This is a genomic window from Enterobacter sp. D2 (assembly GCF_034427575.1).
Classification (GTDB): Bacteria; Pseudomonadota; Gammaproteobacteria; order Enterobacterales; family Enterobacteriaceae; genus Enterobacter; species Enterobacter cloacae_M.
On sequence record NZ_JAXQPP010000001.1, the window covers coordinates 2,503,896 to 2,523,632 of the forward strand.

General features: G+C 57.6%; 22 protein-coding genes. 7 read left to right on the forward strand and 15 right to left on the reverse strand.

Annotated elements, in window-relative coordinates; all coding sequences use genetic code 11:
• The first annotated feature begins 29 nt into the window (after positions 1–29).
• The 4 genes from SPG90_RS11895 (at position 30) to SPG90_RS11910 (ending at position 4,663) form a co-directional block, all read left to right on the forward strand.
• Positions 30–1,574, forward strand: a complete 1,545-nt coding sequence (locus SPG90_RS11895; RefSeq protein ID WP_126303532.1) for a PTS transporter subunit EIIC — start codon at positions 30–32, stop codon at positions 1,572–1,574.
• A 12-nt stretch (positions 1,575–1,586) separates the two neighbouring features.
• Entirely contained in the window at positions 1,587–2,954 is a 1,368-nt protein-coding gene (locus SPG90_RS11900) for a 6-phospho-alpha-glucosidase (RefSeq protein WP_126303533.1), read from the forward strand.
• Between the two features lie 90 nt (positions 2,955–3,044).
• Positions 3,045–3,893: a 3-mercaptopyruvate sulfurtransferase gene (gene sseA, locus SPG90_RS11905; RefSeq protein ID WP_047173879.1), complete on the forward strand. Its 849-nt coding sequence runs from the start codon at positions 3,045–3,047 to the stop codon at positions 3,891–3,893.
• Positions 3,893–4,663 carry a MurR/RpiR family transcriptional regulator gene (locus tag SPG90_RS11910; RefSeq protein ID WP_045399628.1) on the forward strand — a complete coding sequence of 257 codons (771 nt, stop codon included), beginning with the start codon at positions 3,893–3,895 and terminating at the stop codon, positions 4,661–4,663. The genes sseA and SPG90_RS11910 overlap by 1 nt, the downstream gene beginning before the upstream one ends.
• A gap of 17 nt (positions 4,664–4,680) precedes the next feature.
• On the opposite strand, the gene sseB is transcribed toward SPG90_RS11910, so the two are convergent.
• The 11 genes from sseB to trmJ form a co-directional block, all read right to left on the reverse strand.
• A complete protein-coding gene (gene sseB, locus SPG90_RS11915) occupies positions 4,681–5,457 on the reverse strand; it encodes an enhanced serine sensitivity protein SseB (RefSeq protein ID WP_045399624.1) in 777 nt (258 codons plus the stop codon).
• Between the two features lie 74 nt (positions 5,458–5,531).
• Positions 5,532–6,818, reverse strand: a complete 1,287-nt coding sequence (pepB, locus tag SPG90_RS11920; protein WP_047173878.1) for an aminopeptidase PepB — start codon at positions 6,816–6,818, stop codon at positions 5,532–5,534.
• 60 nt (positions 6,819–6,878) lie between these two features.
• Positions 6,879–7,079 carry a Fe-S cluster assembly protein IscX gene (iscX, locus tag SPG90_RS11925; RefSeq protein ID WP_003860650.1) on the reverse strand — a complete coding sequence of 67 codons (201 nt, stop codon included), beginning with the start codon at positions 7,077–7,079 and terminating at the stop codon, positions 6,879–6,881.
• Position 7,080: 1 nt separating this feature from the next.
• Entirely contained in the window at positions 7,081–7,416 is a 336-nt protein-coding gene (fdx, locus tag SPG90_RS11930) for an ISC system 2Fe-2S type ferredoxin (protein ID WP_003860652.1), read from the reverse strand.
• Between the two features lies 1 nt (position 7,417).
• Positions 7,418–9,268, reverse strand: coding sequence for a Fe-S protein assembly chaperone HscA (hscA, locus tag SPG90_RS11935; RefSeq protein ID WP_126303534.1), 1,851 nt, complete (start codon positions 9,266–9,268; stop codon positions 7,418–7,420).
• 14 nt (positions 9,269–9,282) lie between these two features.
• Positions 9,283–9,798: a co-chaperone HscB gene (gene hscB, locus SPG90_RS11940; protein ID WP_024908642.1), complete on the reverse strand. Its 516-nt coding sequence runs from the start codon at positions 9,796–9,798 to the stop codon at positions 9,283–9,285.
• A 79-nt stretch (positions 9,799–9,877) separates the two neighbouring features.
• Positions 9,878–10,201, reverse strand: coding sequence for an iron-sulfur cluster assembly protein IscA (gene iscA / locus SPG90_RS11945; protein WP_003860659.1), 324 nt, complete (start codon positions 10,199–10,201; stop codon positions 9,878–9,880).
• Positions 10,202–10,214: 13 nt separating this feature from the next.
• Positions 10,215–10,601, reverse strand: a complete 387-nt coding sequence (gene iscU, locus SPG90_RS11950; RefSeq protein ID WP_003860661.1) for a Fe-S cluster assembly scaffold IscU — start codon at positions 10,599–10,601, stop codon at positions 10,215–10,217.
• 24 nt (positions 10,602–10,625) lie between these two features.
• Complete coding sequence (gene iscS / locus SPG90_RS11955) at positions 10,626–11,840, reverse strand: cysteine desulfurase (RefSeq protein ID WP_008502157.1); 1,215 nt, start codon at positions 11,838–11,840, stop codon at positions 10,626–10,628.
• Between the two features lie 119 nt (positions 11,841–11,959).
• Positions 11,960–12,451 carry a Fe-S cluster assembly transcriptional regulator IscR gene (iscR, locus tag SPG90_RS11960; RefSeq protein WP_045399615.1) on the reverse strand — a complete coding sequence of 164 codons (492 nt, stop codon included), beginning with the start codon at positions 12,449–12,451 and terminating at the stop codon, positions 11,960–11,962.
• Positions 12,452–12,667: 216 nt separating this feature from the next.
• Positions 12,668–13,393, reverse strand: coding sequence for a tRNA (cytosine(32)/uridine(32)-2'-O)-methyltransferase TrmJ (gene trmJ, locus SPG90_RS11965; protein ID WP_111965142.1), 726 nt, complete (start codon positions 13,391–13,393; stop codon positions 12,668–12,670).
• A gap of 131 nt (positions 13,394–13,524) precedes the next feature.
• Between trmJ and suhB the strand changes: the two genes are divergently transcribed.
• Positions 13,525–14,328, forward strand: coding sequence for an inositol-1-monophosphatase (suhB, locus tag SPG90_RS11970; RefSeq protein WP_023308828.1), 804 nt, complete (start codon positions 13,525–13,527; stop codon positions 14,326–14,328).
• A gap of 59 nt (positions 14,329–14,387) precedes the next feature.
• On the opposite strand, the gene SPG90_RS11975 is transcribed toward suhB, so the two are convergent.
• The gene (locus SPG90_RS11975; RefSeq protein WP_126303535.1) at positions 14,388–15,368 is read right to left on the reverse strand and encodes a nickel/cobalt transporter; all 981 of its coding nucleotides are present in this window, start codon (positions 15,366–15,368) and stop codon (positions 14,388–14,390) included.
• Positions 15,359–15,997: a DUF1007 family protein gene (locus SPG90_RS11980; RefSeq protein WP_126303536.1), complete on the reverse strand. Its 639-nt coding sequence runs from the start codon at positions 15,995–15,997 to the stop codon at positions 15,359–15,361. Before SPG90_RS11980 ends, SPG90_RS11975 begins: the two co-directional genes overlap by 10 nt.
• A gap of 125 nt (positions 15,998–16,122) precedes the next feature.
• Here SPG90_RS11980 and csiE point away from each other — a divergent pair, with 125 nt between their 5' ends.
• Entirely contained in the window at positions 16,123–17,400 is a 1,278-nt protein-coding gene (csiE, locus tag SPG90_RS11985) for a stationary phase inducible protein CsiE (RefSeq protein WP_045399600.1), read from the forward strand.
• On the opposite strand, the gene SPG90_RS11990 is transcribed toward csiE, so the two are convergent.
• Positions 17,395–18,540, reverse strand: coding sequence for a 3-phenylpropionate MFS transporter (locus tag SPG90_RS11990; protein WP_045399597.1), 1,146 nt, complete (start codon positions 18,538–18,540; stop codon positions 17,395–17,397). The genes csiE and SPG90_RS11990 overlap by 6 nt on opposite strands.
• 116 nt (positions 18,541–18,656) lie before the next feature.
• Complete coding sequence (locus tag SPG90_RS11995; protein ID WP_045399594.1) at positions 18,657–19,148, reverse strand: DUF2569 domain-containing protein; 492 nt, start codon at positions 19,146–19,148, stop codon at positions 18,657–18,659.
• 149 nt (positions 19,149–19,297) lie between these two features.
• On the opposite strand from SPG90_RS11995, the gene SPG90_RS12000 reads away from it, so the two are divergent.
• Entirely contained in the window at positions 19,298–19,720 is a 423-nt protein-coding gene (locus SPG90_RS12000) for a DoxX family protein (protein WP_032667909.1), read from the forward strand.
• The last annotated feature ends 17 nt before the right edge of the window (positions 19,721–19,737 follow it).

A 19,737-nucleotide genomic window follows, 5' to 3' on the forward strand; every position in this document is an offset into this window, starting at 1 on the left:
GAGTGCGCGGTTCAAAAAGAGAGAAAGCCATGAAACGAGCCGTGAACGCCCTACAAAATTTCGGAAAATCATTGTACGGACCGGTACTTATCTTACCGATCGTCGGTCTGTTTATCGCCTTTGGTAACGTGCTGGGTAACGGTAATCTCGCTGAATACCTGCCGTTTCTGGGCCATCCGCTGATTCAGCATATTGGTCAGCTTATCGCGAAATCTGCCGTGTCGGTACTGGTCAACCTCGCGCTGGTGTTTGCCGTCGGGATCCCGATTGGTCTGGCGACGCGTGATAAAGGCTATGCCGCGCTGATTGGTCTGGTGACCTTCGTCGTGTTCATCAACGCCATGAACGTCACGCTGCAGCTGCAGGGCGCGCTGGCGCCAGCGGCCCAGATGAAAGCGGCCGGACAGACCATGGTGCTGGGCGTGCAGGTGCTGGAGATGGGCGTTTTTGCCGGGATCCTGACCGGGGCGCTCTCCGGATATCTGTACAACAAATACTCCGGCGTACAGTTTAACGGCGCGATGGCAATTTACTCCGGCCACTGTTTTGTCGCCATCGTCATGCTTCCCGTCTCCATGCTGCTCGGCGTGGTGATGAGTGAACTGTGGCCGTTTGCCCAGCACGGCATTAGCGCCCTGGCGCTGGCCATCAAAGGCTCCGGGCCGTTTGGCGTGGCAATCTACGGTTTCCTGGAACGTATTCTGGTCCCCACCGGCCTGCACCATCTGGTTTATACCCCGTTCCTCTATACCGAGCTGGGCGGCACGCAGGAGGTTTGCGGCGCAACCTATCAGGGCGCGCGCAATATTTATTTCGCCGAGATGGCCTGCCCGGACGTGAAGCAGCTCAGCAGCACCGTGGTGTGGGACGCGCGCGGCATCAGCAAGATGTTCGGCCTGCCTGCCGCAGCCCTGGCGATGTATATGACCGCAAAGCCGGAGCGTAAAGCCATTGCGAAAGCCATTCTGATCCCGGCGGCGCTGACCTCGCTGCTGGTCGGCGTAACCGAGCCGATTGAGTTCTCCTTCCTGTTCGTCGCCCCGCTGCTGTTCGTGGTGCACGCGGTGCTGACCGGCATCGGCATGATGCTGTTCTCGCTGCTGGGCGTTCACGCCATCGGCGCCAACGGGATTATCGACTTTATCCTCTATAACCTGCCGCTCGGCACGGAGAAGTCCAACTGGCCGATGTACCTCGTGGTCGGGCTGATCATGTTCGCCCTCTACTTTGTGGTGTTCCGCTTCCTGATCCTGCGCTTCAACATGAAGACGCCGGGCCGTGAGGATGACGATCGGGAGACGCGCCTCTACAGCAAGCAGGAGTACCAGGCGAAGGGCAATAACGACGGGCTGGGCGAATCCATCGTGACGGGTCTGGGTGGCAGGGAAAACATTGAGGTGGTGGACAACTGCTACACCCGCTTACGCGTCACGGTGAAGGACGTCGCCATTATCGACGAGCCGCGGCTCAAGGCGACCGGCGCGAAAGGGATTATCAAACAAGGTAACAACGTTCAGGTGGTCTACGGGCTGCACGTCAAAAAAATGCGAGAAGCCGTTGAGACGTTTCTCTGAAAGGAGCTAAAGATGTTTACACCCCCATTCATTCTGTCGATTGCCGGCGGCGGTAGCACCTACACGCCGGGCATTGTGAAAAGCCTGATGGTGCGCCTGCAGGATTTCCCGCTGGCTGAAATCCGCCTTTATGACATCGACGAGGCGCGCCAGAACACCATTGCGCCCGTCGTCGAAAAGGTCATTCGCGACCACAGTCAGAGCATCAAATTTACCGTCACCAGTGACCCGGAAGTGGCGTTCAGCGGCGCGCATTTCGTCTTCGCCCAGATGCGCGTCGGCCAGTACAAGATGCGCGAGCAGGATGAGAAGATCCCGCTGCGCCACGGCGTGGTCGGGCAGGAAACGTGCGGGCCCGGCGGCCTGGCGTACGGGCTGCGCACGATCCTGCCAATGGTGGAGCTTATCGATCTGGTCGATCGCTACGCGCACGAAAAAGCCTGGATCGTGAACTACTCCAATCCGGCGGCGATCGTCGCAGAGGGCGTGCGCCGCCTGCGGCCAAATGCGCGGGTGCTGAACATCTGCGATATGCCGGTGGCCGCGATGCGCAATATGGGGGCGATTCTGGGTGTCGATCGCCGCAGGCTGGAGGTGGACTACTTCGGCCTGAACCACTTCGGCTGGTTTACCCGCGTGCTGGTGGACGGCGAAGACAAGCTTCCCGAGCTGCGTAAGCATATCGCGAAGTTTGGCCTGCTGACGGAAGATGCGGCCAAAACCGATCCACAGCATTCCGATCCTTCGTGGGTAAAAACCTGGCGCAACATTAAGCCGATCATGGACAACTTCCCGGAGTACCTGCCGAACCCGTACCTGCAGTACTACCTGATGCCGAACCAGATCGTCGAGCATCAGAACCCGGACTATACCCGCGCCAATGAAGTAATGGACGGGCGCGAGAAAAAGCTGTTCGCCGCTGCCGAAGAATACAAGCGCACCGGGATCCTGCCGGACGCCTTCCACGTGGGCGTCCACGGCGAGTTTATCGTCGATGTCGCCTGCTCGCTGGCCTTTAACCTGCGAAGCCGCCATCTGGTAATGGTGGAAAACCGCGGGGCGATTACCAACCTGCCTTACGATGCGGTGGTGGAAGTGCCCGCTTATATCACCTCCGAAGGCCCGGAACCGATTCGTGTCGGTCAGGTGCCGCTGTTCCATCGGACCCTTTTGCAACAGCAGCTCGCCTCTGAACAGCTGCTGGTTGAGGCGACAATCGAAGGAAGCTATGAGAAAGCCCTGCAGGCGTTTACCCTCAACCGCACCGTGCCGACCATGGAACACGCGAAAGCGATTCTTGATGAGATGATCGAGGCCAACCGCGACTACTGGCCAGCGCTGCAAAAAGCCTGGCAGGACGGCGAACCGGTGAAAAAATAGGGGCTTGCTCGCGAGTTGAACGTGGTTTGCTTGTCGGTGTCAGAAAAAACACCGACAATCCTTTTTTACGGAAAAGAATGGAGGCAACCCATGTCCACCTCATATTTTGTCGCCGCCGACTGGCTGATTGAGCACGGTGACGATCCGGAAGTTCAGATTATTGACGCGCGTATGGCCCCGGCCGGGCAGGAACACCTTCGCGATATGGTCGCGGAATACCGTGCCGGACATCTGCCTGGCGCGGTATTTTTTGATATCGAAGCCCTCTCCGATCGCAACTCTCCCCTGCCGCACATGCTGCCGCGCCCGGAAGCGTTTTCTGTGGCGATGCGCGAGCTGGGCGTCAGCAAAGACAAACACCTCGTTGTTTATGATGAAGGTAACCTCTTCTCCGCACCGCGCGCGTGGTGGATGCTGAAAAACTTCGGTGTGGAAAAAGTCTCTATTCTGGCGGGCGGGCTGGCGGGCTGGAAGCGCGACGAGCTGCCGCTCCAGCATGGTGACGTGACGCTGCCGGAAGGCGAATTCGACGCCACGTTCGACGCGCACGTGGTAAAACGTCTGACCGACGTGCTGGTCGTGAGCCATGAAAAAACGGCGCAAATCGTCGATGCCCGTCCTGCTCCGCGCTTCAATGCCGAAGCGGATGAACCGCGTCCAGGGCTGAAGCGCGGACATATTCCGGGGGCGCTGAACGTGCCGTGGGGCGATCTGGTGTTTGAGGGCGAGCTGAAAACCACCGACGAGCTGCGGGCTATTTTTGACCGTGCTGGCGTTGATTTACATCGTCCGATTATTGCCAGCTGCGGCTCCGGCGTAACGGCCTGCGTGGTGATCCTGGCGCTCGCCACGCTCGGCGCGCGCGACGTCACGCTTTACGACGGCGCCTGGAGCGAATGGGGTGCGCGGGACGATCTTCCTGTCGCACCCGCGAAATAATGGATAACCGCCTGGCCACGCTGTTAACGCGAGGTGCGTCGCTGACCCGCGCGGAGTATCGCGTCCTCGCCCACCTCACGGAGCACCCGATGCTGGTGGGCAACATCACGGTGCGAGAGCTGGCGCAGGCGACGTTCGTTTCTACCGCCACCATTATGCGGCTGTGCCAGAAGCTGGGGTTTAGCGGCTTTAGCGAGTTTATCTGGCACTGCAAGCAATTGCTCTCCGACACGCCGCATATTGCCGCCCAGGCGCCCTCCCTTCCAGAACTCCCGGTGCTGTTTAATCAGTTTATCGCCAACTATCAGCACACCTTCCAGTGGGTCACGCAGGAGAAGCGCCAGCAGTTTGCCGACCTGCTGCGCCAGAAAGAGAGCTTCTTTCTCTACGGGGCCGGTTTTTCCTATCTGTTTGCGGAGTACCTGACCAAGAAGCTGCAGGTGCTGGGCAAAACGGCGTTTATCTCCGGGCCGGGAGACAGCCGGAATATTTTCCTCAGCAACGCCTCACGCTATCAGGTGTTTATTGCCGTCTCGCGCAGCGGCGAAACGGAGCAGGTGCTGGATAAAGCGCGGATTGCCAAAAACGTCGGTATGACTATTGTCGCGTTTACCCGCGCCTCGGCCAATACGCTGGCGGGGATGGCGGACGTGCATTTTGCCCTCTATGACGAAGCGGTACACTTCGCCGCCGAAGCCGCGGGGGTGACGTCGTTTGAGTCGAATCTGGTGCTGCTGATGGATTTACTGCTGCTGGAAGCAACGGGGTGATATTCACCCCGCCGTAATCAGATGATGCGGTTGGTTTTGAGATCGCGCAGGAAGCCGCCCCAGCGACGCTCGTAGAACGGGGTGATGTGCTCGGTAATAAAGTGGCTGATGCCCTTTTCACCGTTCTTCACCTGGCAGATATCAATCGGCTCGTCGCCCGGCAGCGTGTCGGTCGCCACGCTTCCCGCCGCCTGAATGATGTCGTCGATATCGCCGTCCGCCTCAATACCAATCAGCAGCACCGGCTGCTCGTCCGCACGCTCTTTAATGGAGCAGAGAAACGCGCGCCGGACGGGCTTGAGCGTTTTGAACAGCGTCGTCAGGGAATCAATCATCTGCGCGGGTGGCTCGGCCACCTCAGAGAGCAGCAGCGTTTCGCCCCCTTCCAGCACTTCCTGCGTGCTGAGCGGGTTGCCCTCTTCGCCAATCAGGTGGCTGATTTCACGCGGCGTAAACTCTTTCCCGGTCGGCAGCTTCGCGTTGAGGAATAGCGTCTGGCCGAGCGTCATTTCAAACAGAGTACGCACCGGCATCACCACGAACGCCTGTTCATCTTCTACCGCTTTCTGAAGCGCTTCCAGCGAGGTGAAGAACGGGATCACCGACGTGCCGTCATCTTTCTCCCAGTGCAGCAGATCCAGCGCGCTGTCTTCTACGACCTGCTCACCTTCCGCGGCGGTACCCGGCACCCAGACGGTGGATTCCAGCAGGGTACGGAAAAATGCCGGACGGTGGGCGGGCTCGGTCGCCGCCTGCTCCAGCAGGGTTTCTAATTCGTTTTTGGTTTCGGACATAGCAATTCCAGATGATGCATTTCCCCACCCAACCCTCTCCCCGTGGGAGAGGGTTGGGGTGAGGGCAATGAAGATTACTCAGCCGTCAGCAGGTTCGCCACGGTACGCACGCCCAGACCGGTCGCGCCCGCGGACCACTGCTCTACCGCCGCTTTACGATACGTCGCGGAGCAGTCAATGTGCAGCCAGCCTTCGTGATAATTCTCAACGAAGTGGGACAGGAACCCTGCCGCCGTACTTGCACCCGCCGGGTACGCCGCGCTCGCGGTGTTGTTCAGCTCGGCAAAGTTGGACGGCAGCTGGCTGCGGTGGAACTCGGCCAGCGGCAGACGCCAGAACGGTTCGTTTTCCGCAGCGGCGCTTGCCAGCAGGCGAGCAGCCAGCTTGTCGTCAAAGCTGAACAGCGCATGGTAATCGTTGCCCAGGGCGGTTTTCGCCGCGCCGGTCAGGGTCGCCATGTCGATGATCAGCTCAGGCTTCTGGGCAGACGCGTCGATCAGGCCATCGGCCAGCACCAGGCGGCCTTCGGCGTCGGTGTTCATCACCTCAACGTTTTTACCGTTGCGGTAGCGAATGATGTCGCCCAGCTTGAAGGCGTTACCGCTCACCATGTTGTCCGCGCAGCACAGATACAGCTTCACGCGCTTTTTCAGACCGCGGGTGATGGCAAACGCCAGCGCGCCGGTGATGGTTGCCGCACCGCCCATGTCGGACTTCATGGAGTCCATGAACGCGCTCTGCTTCAGGCTGTAGCCGCCGGTGTCGAAGGTGATGCCTTTACCTACCAGGCAGGCAAAGACTGGCGCTGCTTTATCGCCGGTTGGGTTGTAATCCAGCGCCAGCAGGACCGGAGGACGCTCGGAGCCGCGGCCCACGGTGTGGATACCCATGTAGTTCTGCTCGCGCAGGTCTTCACCCTTGGTGATGCGGTAGGACATTTTGTCGCCCGCCACGCCGCACAGCAGGTCAACCGCGCGCTGCGCCAGCTGCTCAGGGCCTAACTCTTCCGCCGGAGCGTTAATGGTGTCGCGCACCCAGTCGATGATTTGCAGGCGGCTTTCCAGCTCTTTTTGACCGGCTTCGTCGAGGTTCGCCCACTCAATTTTGCGGCTGCCTTTCGGCCCTTTGTAACCTGCCCAGAATGCCCAGCTGCGGTCGGTGTCCCACCCTTCGCCTTCCAGCGAGACATGCTTAATGCCCAGACCGTCAATTTTACGCGCGGCGCGCTGGATCAGGCCCAAATCATCGTTGCCCGTCAGGTGCAGGGTAATACCGTCGTTGTTGATGCTGTAGCTGGCTTTTTCGCCCCAGCGCGCGTCGGCGGGCTGCGTAGAGAGCGTAATCTTCATCGCTTCGGTCATTTTATTTTTCCTTATTAGCAACTAGCAAACGGGCCGCCTGAAGGCAGCCCGTTTTGTTATTTATTCTGCTTCATCTAACCAGACTAACAGAATCGCCTCCAGAATTTTTTCATTGGATGCGTTTGGATCGTCGTCGAAATCCTCTAAATCGCAGATCCACTGATGCATATCGGTGAATCGTACGGTCTTCGGATCGAGATCCGGGTTCGCGTCGTAGAGCGCTTCGCCGATTTCACGGCTGTCTGTCCACTTCAGTCCCATATTAATGCTCGCGTGCGTGGTTGATGGTGTAGCGTGGGAATTCCACGACCAGATCTTCATCGGTCACCGCGGCCTGGCAGCTCAGGCGGCTGTCTGGCTCCAGACCCCATGCTTTATCCAGCATGTCGTCTTCGTCTTCGGTGCTCTCGGCGAGAGAGTCAAAACCTTCACGCACGATGCAGTGGCAGGTGGTGCAGGCACAGGATTTTTCACAGGCGTGTTCCACTTCGATACCTGCACGCAGGGCAACATCGAGAATGGTTTCACCGGTCTTCGCTTCCAGAACAGCGCCATCCGGACAGAGGTCCGCATGAGGCAAAATAACAATCTTTGGCATATTAAACCTCGTCCACGGACTGGCCTTTCAGCGCGACGCGGACAGATTTGTCCATGCGGCGAGCAGCGAAGTCCTGGGTTTGTTTATCAACGTTTTTAATGGCTTCTTCTATTGCGTCAGCGTCATTGCCTTCGGCCACGGCGCTTAAGCGCGCGGCAGCGTCGTCAATCACCTGGCGCTCAGCGGCGCTTAACAGCGCGGCGTCGGCAGCGAGCGCGCCGTTCAGGCTCTCCAGCACGCGTGCGGCTTCCACTTTTTGTTCCGCCAGCATACGCGCCTTCACATCCTGCTCGGCGTAGCTCATTGAGTCCTGAATCATGGAGGCGATTTCGCCATCGGTCAGGCCGTAGGACGGCTTAACCTGAATAGACGATTCCACGCCGGTGGATTTTTCCATCGCCGTGACGCTCAGCAGGCCGTCGGCGTCCACCTGGAAGGTGACGCGAATGTGCGCCCCGCCCGCAGGCAGCGCTGGAATTCCGCGCAGCGCAAAGCGCGCCAGAGAGCGGCAGTCCTGCACCAGCTCGCGCTCACCCTGCATCACGTGGATGGACATCGCGGTCTGGCCGTCTTTAAAGGTGGTGAACTCCTGCGCGCGCGCCACCGGAATGGTGGTGTTACGCGGGATCACTTTCTCCACCAGGCCGCCCATGGTTTCTAAGCCCAGCGACAGCGGGATGACGTCCAGCAGCAGCATTTCGCTGTCCGGCTTGTTGCCGACCAGAATATCGGCCTGGATCGCGGCGCCCACGGCAACCACTTTGTCCGGGTCGATGGAGGTCAGCGGCGTGCGGCCAAAGAATTCGCCCACGCGCTCGCGTACCAGCGGCACGCGGGTCGAACCGCCCACCATGACCACTTCCAGCACCTCGTTCGCCTCAACGCCCGCATCTTTCAATGCGCGACGGCAGGCCAGCAGGGTCCGCTTCACCAGCGGGGCAATCAGATCGCTGAACTGGTCGCGGGTGATATCACCCTGCCAGCCCGCAACGTTTACGGTAAACTTCTGCGCATCGCTCAGGGCGATTTTAGCGTCGATGGCCGCATCCAGCAGTTCACGCTGCACGCGCGCATCGCTGCGATCGCTGATGCCTGCCTGCTCGCGAATATAATCCGCCAGCAGATGGTCGAAGTCATCGCCGCCCAGTGCGGAATCCCCGCCGGTCGCCAGCACTTCAAATACCCCGCGGCTCAGGCGCAGGATGGAGATATCAAAGGTCCCGCCGCCAAGATCGTAAACCGCGATCACCCCTTCCTGACCGGAATCGAGGCCGTAGGCAATCGCCGCCGCCGTCGGTTCGTTCAACAGACGCAGCACGTGCAGGCCCGCCAGACGCGCGGCGTCTTTGGTGCCCTGGCGCTGTGCGTCGTCAAAATAGGCCGGAACGGTAATGACTACGCCGTCCAGATCGCCGCCGAGCGTCGCCGTAGCGCGCTCAGCCAGCGCTTTGAGGATGTCGGAGGAAACGCGAATCGGGTTCAGCAGACCGGCCGCGGTCGCAATCATCGGCAGGCCGTTTTCACTGGCCTGCAGCTGATACGGCAGATGCGGGTAGCGGGTCTGAATATCGGCCAGCGAGCGGCCCATCATGCGCTTGACGGAGCTGATGGTGTTGGCCGGATCGCGCGCGGCGTTAGCGCGGGCGTCATAGCCTACCGCGTGACCCTGCTGCTGGTAGTGGACCACGGAAGGCAGCAGATGGCGGCCCTGCTCGTCAGCCAGCGTTTCCGCCTGGCCGCTGCGCACGGTCGCCACGAGGGAATTGGTGGTGCCCAGATCGATACCCACCGCCAGACGACGCTGGTGCGGTGCGGCACTTAAGCCAGGCTCACTAATTTGTAATAAGGCCATAATTGCTTCCGAAATTAAAAATCGAGCAGCTTTTCTTCGAGTTGTTCAGCACTGCTTCGCAGTTTATCGAGAAAACGGAGTTTGCGCACAGTGTCTGCCGCCACGTCCCAGGTCTCGTTGTTCAGTTGCTCCACCATCTGCTGATGGCGGGTATCGAACATGCCCTTCACGCGCGTGATAAAGCTTTCCAGACGCGCTTCGTCTTTGGCCTGTTCAATCTCATCGAGCTCTTCGCGAAGCTCCAGCTGCTCCATCAGAAACGCCGTGTCGCGCACGGTGTGCTGTTCGCTCGCCAGATCAAAACCGTGGAGCGAGAGCAGATATTCAGCGCGCGCCAGCGGGTGGCGCAGCGTCTGCCAGGCCTGGTTGATGGTGGCAGAGTGGGAAACCGCAGCCAGCTGCTCTGCCTGAGTACCGCTCGCGAATTTGTCCGGATGGTACTGACGCTGCAGATCCTGAAAACGGATCGTCAACGCCTGGAGATCGATCGGGTATTGAGCGGGTAGTCCGAAGAGAGTGAAGTAATCCATAACAATCTCAGGGGTAGCCTGTTAGAACAAACCCCACGCGCAGCGGGTACGCCACGGTGGGGTTTCGGATGACGCGCGGTTAAACGTGGAAGCTTTCGCCGCAACCACACTCGTCTTTGACGTTCGGGTTCGTGAATTTAAACCCTTCGTTCAGGCCTTCTTTAACGAAGTCCAGCTGAGTGCCGTTGAGGAATTGCAGGCTTTTGCCATCGACCACCACCTTCACGCCCTTGTCTTCAAACACGGTGTCGTCAGACGCCGGTTCGTCAACAAACTCCAGTACGTAAGCCATACCAGAACAGCCGGAGGTACGTACGCCCAGTCGCAGGCCAAAGCCTTTACCACGGTTCGCCAGAAAAGAGCTTACTCGCGCGGCAGCGCTGTCGCTAAGGGTAATCGACATACTCAAACCTCAATTATTTTGCTTCACGTTTGCTTTTGTAATCCGCAATGGCGGCTTTGATCGCGTCTTCTGCCAGAATTGAACAGTGAATTTTCACCGGTGGCAGTTCGAGTTCTTCAGCAATATCCGTGTTCTTAATTGCCTGTGCTTCGTCCAGAGACTTGCCCTTAACCCATTCGGTAACCAGGGAGCTGGACGCAATTGCAGAACCGCAGCCGTAGGTCTTGAAGCGCGCGTCTTCAATGATACCTTCATTGTTGACTTTAATCTGCAACTTCATCACGTCACCACACGCTGGCGCACCGACCATGCCGCTTCCAACAGATTCATCGCTGTTGTCAAAAGAGCCAACGTTGCGTGGGTTTTCGTAATGATCGATGACTTTTTCGCTGTATGCCATGATTGAATTCTCCTTATGTACCGATTAGTGATGTGACCATTCAATGCTGTTCAGATCCACGCCCTGCTTGAACATTTCCCACAGTGGAGAAAGGTCGCGCAGACGGCCAATGGAGTTGCGAACCAGCTTGATGGTGTAGTCAATCTCTTCTTCGGTAGTGAAACGACCTAAAGAGAAACGGATAGAACTGTGTGCCAGCTCGTCAGTCATACCCAGCGCACGCAGCACGTAGGATGGCTCAAGGCTTGCAGACGTACAGGCAGAACCGGAAGAAACCGCCAGGTCTTTCAGCGCCATGATCAGCGATTCGCCTTCAACATAGTTGAAGCTGACGTTGAGGATGTTCGGAGCACCCTGCTCGAGATCGCCGTTCAGATACACTTCTTCCATATCTTTCACGCCGTCCCACAGACGGTTACGCAGCGTGCGCAGGCGTGCCATCTCGGTTTCCATCTCTTCTTTTGCAATGCGGTAGGCTTCGCCCATGCCCACGATCTGGTGAACAGGCAGCGTACCGGAACGCATGCCGCGCTCGTGACCGCCGCCGTGCATCTGTGCTTCGATACGGATACGCGGTTTACGACGAACGTACAGCGCGCCGATCCCTTTCGGGCCATAGATTTTGTGGCCGGAGAAGGACATCAGGTCCACTTTCAGCTGGCTCAGGTCGATAGGCAGTTTGCCCACGCTCTGAGTCGCGTCCACATGATAGATGATACCGCGCGCGCGGCACATTTCGCCGATGGTCGCGATGTCCTGAACGACGCCGATTTCGTTGTTAACGTGCATGATGGAGACCAGAATGGTGTCATCACGCATGGCCGCTTCGAGCTCTTTCAGATCGATAATGCCGTTGCTCTGTGGCGCCAGATAGGTGACTTCGTACCCTTCACGCTCCAGTTGACGGCAGGTGTCCAGCACGGCTTTGTGTTCGGTTTTGCTGGTGATGATGTGCTTGCCTTTTTTCTGATAAAAGTTGGCTGCACCTTTGATCGCCAGGTTGTCGGATTCGGTCGCGCCGGAGGTGAAAACAATTTCACGCGGGTCGGCACCGACCAGGTCGGCAATCTGATTACGGGCGATATCAACCGCCTCTTCAGCATGCCAGCCAAAACGGTGTGAACGGGAAGCTGGGTTACCAAAGTTTCCGTCCAGGGTCAGACACTGCATCATTTTCTCGGCAACACGCGGGTCCACCGGCGTGGTTGCGGAGTAGTCGAGATAAATCGGTAATTTCATTGCTCTATAAACTCCGTACATCGCTTCAATGCAAGGAATCAGGCAACCGGCTGGATGTACGACCGAGTACACGGGGCGAGTCTTCGCCCCGGCCTGATTCTGAAATACTTATCGTTTTATTACGCGCGCAGTTTGACGTCGATAGCGTCCTGCGCGCGGGTGCTGCGTTGGGAATCATGGCCGTGCTGACGGCCCGATACGTCCAGAACTTCCTGGTTATTCACCAGCTCACCGAGGGTGATGTTGTTGAGGAAGCCGGTCAAACGGTCGCTCAGATCGCGCCACAGCGCGTGGGTCAGGCATTTGTCGCCGCCCTGACAGCCGCCTTTACCCTGGCAACGGGTCGCGTCAACGGATTCGTCAACTGCGCTGATCACTTCGCCAACTGCAATACTGCCCGCGTCTTTACCCAGCAGATAACCGCCGCCTGGGCCACGAACGCTGGAAACCAGTCCATTTTTACGCAGTCTGGAGAACAGCTGTTCCAGGTAAGAGAGGGAGATCCCTTGTCGTTCAGAAATATCAGCCAACGGAACCGGGCCCGCTTCGGAGTTGAGCGCAACGTCCAGCATCGCGGTCACGGCATAACGCCCTTTAGATGTCAGTCTCATGTCTTACTTAACCTCAAACTCGCCCCTGCCCGGGGTTTTTTATTGTAAAATGGGGGTATTGCATAGCAGGGCCAAGTCTGACATTCCTGACTAAAATGGTCAACTATTTACTTGACTGTTTTAGTCAGGTATTTAACCTTCTGTGCCTTCATAACCCAGGTGCGGGCTGATGCCCTCACCCCGCCCTTCTCCCACAGGGAGAGGAGGAAATCGACACTACTCTTTATTCTTCTGCTCAATCGACGCAAGAATCCCGCGCAGGATGTTCAGCTCCTGACTTTCCGGACGCGCGCGGGTAAACAGACGGCGCAGCTTGTTCATCACCTGCCCCGGGTGGCCTTCGCGAATAAAGCCGGTTGAGAGCAGCGTCTGCTCCAGGTGACCGTAGAAGCGCTCAAGGTCATCCACCAGCGGGTAAGCCGTCTCTTCTTTTGGCTCGACCTCTTTCTCCTGCGTCGCCAGCCACGCCATTCGTACTTCGTAAGCGATAACCTGCACCGCCATCGCCAGGTTCAGCGAGCTGTACTCCGGGTTTGCCGCAATCGCGACGTGATAATGACACTTCTGCAGCTCGTCGTTAGTCAGGCCTACGCGCTCGCGGCCAAACACCAGCGCAACCGGTGCCTGTGCTGCTTCCGAGACACTTTTCAGGCCGCATTCACGCGGATCGAGCATTGGCCACGGCAGCGTGCGTGAACGCGCGCTGGTACCGACAACGAGGCTGCAGCCGGCCAGCGCTTCGTCAAGGGTATCGACGATCTGGGCATTGCCGATTACGTCGCTGGCACCAGCCGCCAGAGCAATCGCCTGAGAGTCAGGCTTCACCAGCGGGTTAACCAGCCACAGGTTCGTTAAGCCCATGGTTTTCATAGCGCGGGCAACGGAGCCCATGTTGCCGGTATGCGATGTTTCAACCAGCACAATTCGAATGTTTTGCAGCATAATTTTTAATGTCTGAATTCAGCGTCTGAAGAATATTCCGGCATATTATCATAAACGGGAGACATAATCCGATCCCACTGCTATACTCTGCGCCGATTTTCCTGTTCTTTAACATCCAGTGAGAGAGACCGATGCATCCGATGCTGACCATCGCCGTGCGCGCAGCGCGCAAGGCGGGTAATGTAATTGCCAAACACTACGAAACGCCAGACTCCGTAGAAACCAGCCAGAAAGGCAGCAATGATTTCGTGACTAACGTCGATAAAGCCGCAGAAGCGATTATTATCGAAACGATCCGCAAATCTTACCCGCAGCACACCATCATCACCGAAGAAAGCGGTGAACATGAAGGTACCGATCAGGATGTTCAATGGGTTATCGATCCACTGGATGGCACCACCAACTTTGTTAAACGCCTGCCACACTTCTCTGTGTCTATCGCAGTACGCATTAAAGGCCGTACTGAAGTCGCCGTTGTTTACGATCCAATGCGTAATGAACTGTTCACCGCTACCCGCGGTCAGGGCGCACAGCTGAACGGCTACCGTCTGCGCTGCAGCAACGCACGCGATCTGGACGGCACCATCCTGGCGACCGGTTTCCCGTTCAAGGCGAAACAGCACGCGACCACCTATATGAATATCCTGGGCAAACTGTTTACCGAATGCGCTGACTTCCGCCGCACCGGTTCTGCCGCGCTGGATCTGGCCTACGTGGCGACCGGCCGCGTTGACGGTTACTTCGAGCTGTCTCTGAAGCCGTGGGACTTTGCTGCGGGCGAGCTGATCGCACGTGAAGCAGGCGCCATCGTGTGTGATTTCACCGGCGGCCATAACTATATGTCTACCGGTAACGTCGTTGCGGGTAATCCACGCGTTGTTAAAGCCATGCTGGCAAACATGCGTGATGAACTGAGCGATGCGCTGAAGCGTTAATCCAGTTAGTTAAGCCCGGTGGCGCTACGCTTACCGGGCCTACAAAATCCCTCAGTACGCTAGAAAGGCCGCAATCCCCTTCCCACCGGCACCGCGCTCATCCACATCGTCACCGCCGCCACCAGCAGAATCACTCCGCCCGCCAGCGCAAGCGTTGTCCACCCTACCTGCCGCCACAGCACCGGCGTTTTATTGCCGCTCAGTTTGACCGCCAGCTGACGGAAGCTGTGAACCAGCAGCGCTAAAGACGAAATGGTGAGAGACGTTCCTGCCGCCATCGCCAGCGCAGAGAGCATTCCCCAGCCAAACACGCCAATCACCTTACTGAACAGCAGCACCATGATGGCCCCCGAGCACGGGCGCATGCCCATCGAGAGAACAATCATCAGCCGCGCGCGCCAGTCGTCGCCGTTCTGCAACTGTTCCTGCGTGGGCAAATGCTGATGTCCGCAGCCGCAGTGTTCATCATGAACGTGGTGCGGCGTAAATGTTTTGAATTTCGGTTTTTGCAGCAGCACGCGCAGCTTTTTCAGCGCCCGCCAGCAGAGGATCACCCCCAGCACGCCAACCAGCGCGTAGCTCCCCTTCTCCAGCCAGAAACTGCTCATGTGCAGCTGGCGCGCGGGAAGCTGCAACAGCGAAAGCACGACAACGACGAGCGCAATCGCCACGCTGCCCTGAAGCAGCGAGGAGGCCAGCGTCAGCCCGATACTCGATTTCAGCTTCGACGGATGGGTGGCGAGCCAGGTCGCGATCACGATTTTGCCGTGCCCCGGCCCCAGCGCGTGCAGAACGCCATAGATAAAGCTGAACGCCAGCAGGGATCCGCCCGCTTTGGTCGGGTTCTCCGCCACCGCCTTCAGCAGGCCGCTCATCTGCTGGTTGACCTCACGCTGCCAGACGATGCTTTTCATCATCACCTGCGGCCAGGCCTGCCATAGCCAGAGCGAACCGCAAACGGCGAGCAGGAGAAAGAGCGCAAGCGGCCAGAGGTGCAGCCAGCGGCGCGGTTTACGAACCGAAGAGGAGATCACTGACATTGTAACGTCACCTCCTGCGCGAACTGTTTACCCAACTCCATGTCCTCAGGGGGTGCATCTTCTTTATCAAGCGAGATAGCAAAGTTCAGCATCTCTTCGCTGGGCTTCGGGGTATGAACGCCAATTTTGCAGTTTTTTTGCAGAGCGTCCGGTAGCCGTACGTCGCCGTCTTTGTCATAGCGCATGTCGACATAGTAGGTAGGATCAAAGGTAGAAAAGCGGTACGTTTGCCCCGCCAGCGGCTGCGGATGCGCCAGCGGAAGCACAAACGTCAGCACCGCCTGATGCCCGTCACGCGTCATACCGTATTCCGTTGGCCGGTTCAGAAATTTGACCTTCTGCCCGTTGTGCCAGAATTCCGTGAAGTAGTGCTGGCCGAGCACGTTAGCCATCACTTCCGCCGCCAGCTTTTTCCAGATTTCATCGCCAGGCTTAGCGTTTCCCGCATCATAGAGCAGATCGGCCGAGGTGATTTCATCCATCGTCCAGCGCATCTTCAGGCCGCTCAGCTGCGTGCCGTCGGTAACCAGCTCGGTCTGGAGGTCAATAAAACTGTGAGGATGTGCGCTGGCGGTGAAGCTGATAACCGCCAAAAATAACGCCATCGCACTTTGTTTAACTGTTTGCATCAATTCCTCACGTCAAAAATTCTGTGATGTTCCCCAGCAATCCTGAGTGAAAGGCCTGCCGGCGCGCTTTTCAGCGCTCATCCTTTAGCTATTCTTATCAAACATTCACACTGGATACCCGACAGATGATGACGACGCTTGAAATTCCATCTGTGCTTTCCAGTTCGCAGCGCCGCTGCCAGGTGCTTTTGATGCTTTACCTGCCCGATGCTGCCGTCACCGCACAGAGCATAATTGCTGCCAACGGGGTGGACGACGCGATGGCACGGCAAGATATAGCCGAGACGCGCGATGAAATCCAGCGCTATCACCGGCTGGACATCGTCACGCACCACGACGGCAGCTACCGGATTGAAGGCACAGCCCTGAATCAGCGTTTATGCCTGCTGCACTGGCTGCGCCGGGCGCTGCGGCTTTGCCCGCAGTTTGTCTCGCACCAGTTTACCCCCGCATTAAAAACCGCGCTTAAACAACACGGCATTGCGCGGCCGCTTTACGATGATGCGAACCTGCGGGCGCTGATCGGCTTCTGCTCCCGCAAGCTGCAGCGCCAGTTTGAATGCCGCGACGTCCAGTTTTTACAGCTCTATCTGCAATACTGTCTTATTCAGCACCAGCTCGGGAATACGCCGCAGTTTTCTCACGTTCAGCGCAGCTGGACCCAGTCGAGAGGGGAGTATTTTACGGCCCAGGAGATCGTGCGTCACTGGAGACGTCGCGTGCCGCAGGGTGCGCACGGGGATGAACAGCTGTTTCTGGCCCTGCTGTTTATGATGCTCCGCACGCCCGATCCGGTGCTCGATAAACACCAGCAGGATCAGCGCTTGCGTCGGGCCATCGTGCGCATGGTCGCTCGTTTTCGCGCGCAGACCGGGATGAACTTCAGCGATGAGCAAGGGCTGACCGATCAGCTGTATATCCATCTGGCTCAGGCGCTGGACCGCTCGCTGTTTGAGATCGGCATCGACAATAGCCTGCCGGAGGAGATCCATCGCCTTTATCCCCGGCTGTTACGCACCACAAAGGAAGCGCTGTTTGAGCTGGAAGCGGAGTTTGGGCTGCGTTTTTCAGATGAAGAGATGAGTCTTGTCGCGGTGATTTTCGGTGCCTGGCTGATGCAGGAGACCGATCTGCACGAAAAACAGGTGATCCTGCTGACGGGAGACGATAAAGCCAGCGAGGATCTGATTGAACAGCAGCTTCGCGAGCTGACGCTGCTGCCGCTCAACATTCGCTATCTGACGCTGCAGGCTTTTCAGAAAGAGGGGGCACCGCGCGAAGCCGCGCTGGTTATCACCCCCTACCCTACCGTCCTGCCGCTGTTCTCGCCGCCGCTGATACATGCCGTTGAGACATTGAACGCGCAGCAGCAAGAACATATTCGCGCCATGCTGGAATCATAGCGAGGCGCGAGCGGCCACTTTAGGACGAACAACGATGGCGGGTAAGGCGACCATCGCCATCACCCAGAAGACCCCATGCCCCAGATGCTGGTAGAGGAACCCCGCAAAGACCGTCATGATCGCGATACTGCCCCCCATCGCGACCGCCGAATAGACGGCCTGCAGGCGAATAACGTCTCCGCCCTCGCGCGCTGCGATATAGCGCATGGCCGCCAGATGGCACACGGTAAAGGTGCCGCAGTGAAGGATTTGCGCCACTATCAGCCATGGCAGATCGGTCGTCCAGCCCATAATCCCCCAGCGCGCCACGCCGCACACGGCGGAAAGCAGCAGCAGGTCTCGCGCGCCAAAGCGGCGGAACAGCTTCTTGCTCAGGGCGAAGATAATGACTTCGGCCACTACCCCCAGCGACCACAGATAGCCCACTGCGGAAGCTGAGTATCCCGCCCCCTGCCAGTAGATGGCGCTGAAGCCATAGTACGCCGCATGCGCCCCCTGAAGCAGACAGACACACGCCAGAAAACGCCAGCTCTGGGCCACCAGGCTCCGCCAGGCGGGCCAGCCTGCGCTCTCCTGATGGCGGCTTTCCCCTTGCGGCATCACCGACGGACGCAGCAGCATGCCCAGCAGCATTGAGGCAATACCGATACTCAGCAGGGCGAGAATGGCGCGGTAATCGTAAAGGCTGACCAGTTTGCCCACCAGCGCGGAACCTATCACAAAGGCAATAGAGCCCCACAGGCGCACGCGGCCATAGTCCATGGTGATCTGCTTTTGCCAGGTGTTCGCCAGGGCATCCGTTAGCGGTACCAGCGGTGAGAAGAACAGGTTAAAGCCGACCATCACCACCATCAGCCAGGCAAACTGGTGGCTGACCCAGAAGCAGGCAACAAAGACCAGCGTCAGCAGAGCAAGAATACGCACGGCCTTGATCAGCAAGGAGGGATCGCTGACGCGCGGGGCAATTAGCAGGCTGCCGAGGAAACGCGCTACCAGCCCGGCCCCCAGCAGGACACCGATAGTCTCAGGAGTCAGGCCGATACCCTTGAGCCAGACGCTCCAGAAGGGCAGAAAAATACCGTAGCTAAAGAAATAGGTGAAATAACTGAGCGCCAGCCAGCGCGTGGAATGCAAGACCATGAATCCCTCCCGAAATCGAGGCCATAGTCTGGCGTTAAATCAAAGCCTGCGCAAGCAACTATTAACAAGTGAATAACACGCACATTTCACAGGGCCATGGCGGCCCTGCGAAACGTCTAGCGTACAAAGACCTGATTAATGCGTTTGGAAACCAGGAAGTAGGGGATCCAGATCGATGCGCCAACAATGGAGGAAAGCGCATTGCGAATATCAGCCGTATCCAGCCTTGCGTCGAAGAGCCAGGCTGGTATGCCCACAAAATAGAGCATAAAGACAACGCCCATTAAATAGTAGGGAATGATGATCTTACGGATACCCGACTTTCTTTTAAAGAAATACCAGCCTGCGGCCGCGGTCAGTGCCACATCAATTATCATTACCGCGATACCCACGGCCCCAAACAGGTTAATTCCCCCTGACTGGAAAAAGTGGAACATCGCCGCAAAGTAATTCCATGCTCCAATAGGCGTCATGATGAGGTTAATCATCAGGCCCGCCGCCGGGAGATAAAGCAGCCCGTTAATTTTCTTTTCGTCTACACGCTCACACTGATTACACAGCCCGGATTCTTTATTTGCCTCTTCTTGCTGACATGATATGCACTGCATAAATTTCCCTTGCCAAAGAAAAGAGACAATTTTACACGAAGTCTGAATTTAACATCACGCGAACGCCTGATTTATGAAGAAAAGCTGAATGGAAGACTATGGATTTGTGTATTAATTTTAGATTGGGTCCCCTGAAAAATGAGCCAGCTATGAACACTCTACGTTATTTAGATTTCGGTCAGTCACGTCACCTGCTGCTGCTGATTGGCCGCATCGCGCTTGTCGTGCTGTTTATTATCTTTGGTTATCCAAAACTGACGGGGTTTAGCGGCACCGTACAATATATGACCTCGCTGGGTGCGCCGATGCCCATGCTGGCGGCCATTATTGCGGTGGTAATGGAAGTGCCTGCCGCTATCCTGATCGTCCTGGGCTTTTTCACCCGTCCTCTCGCGGTACTGTTTGTATTCTATACCCTCGGAACCGCGGTGATTGGGCACCACTACTGGGATATGACAGGTGATGCGGTCGTGCCGAATATGATTAACTTCTATAAGAACGTCAGTATTGCTGGCGCCTTTATTTTGCTGGCGATTGTCGGACCTGGAGCCATTTCCCTCGACCGGCGTTAAGCCATAAAAAAGGCCGC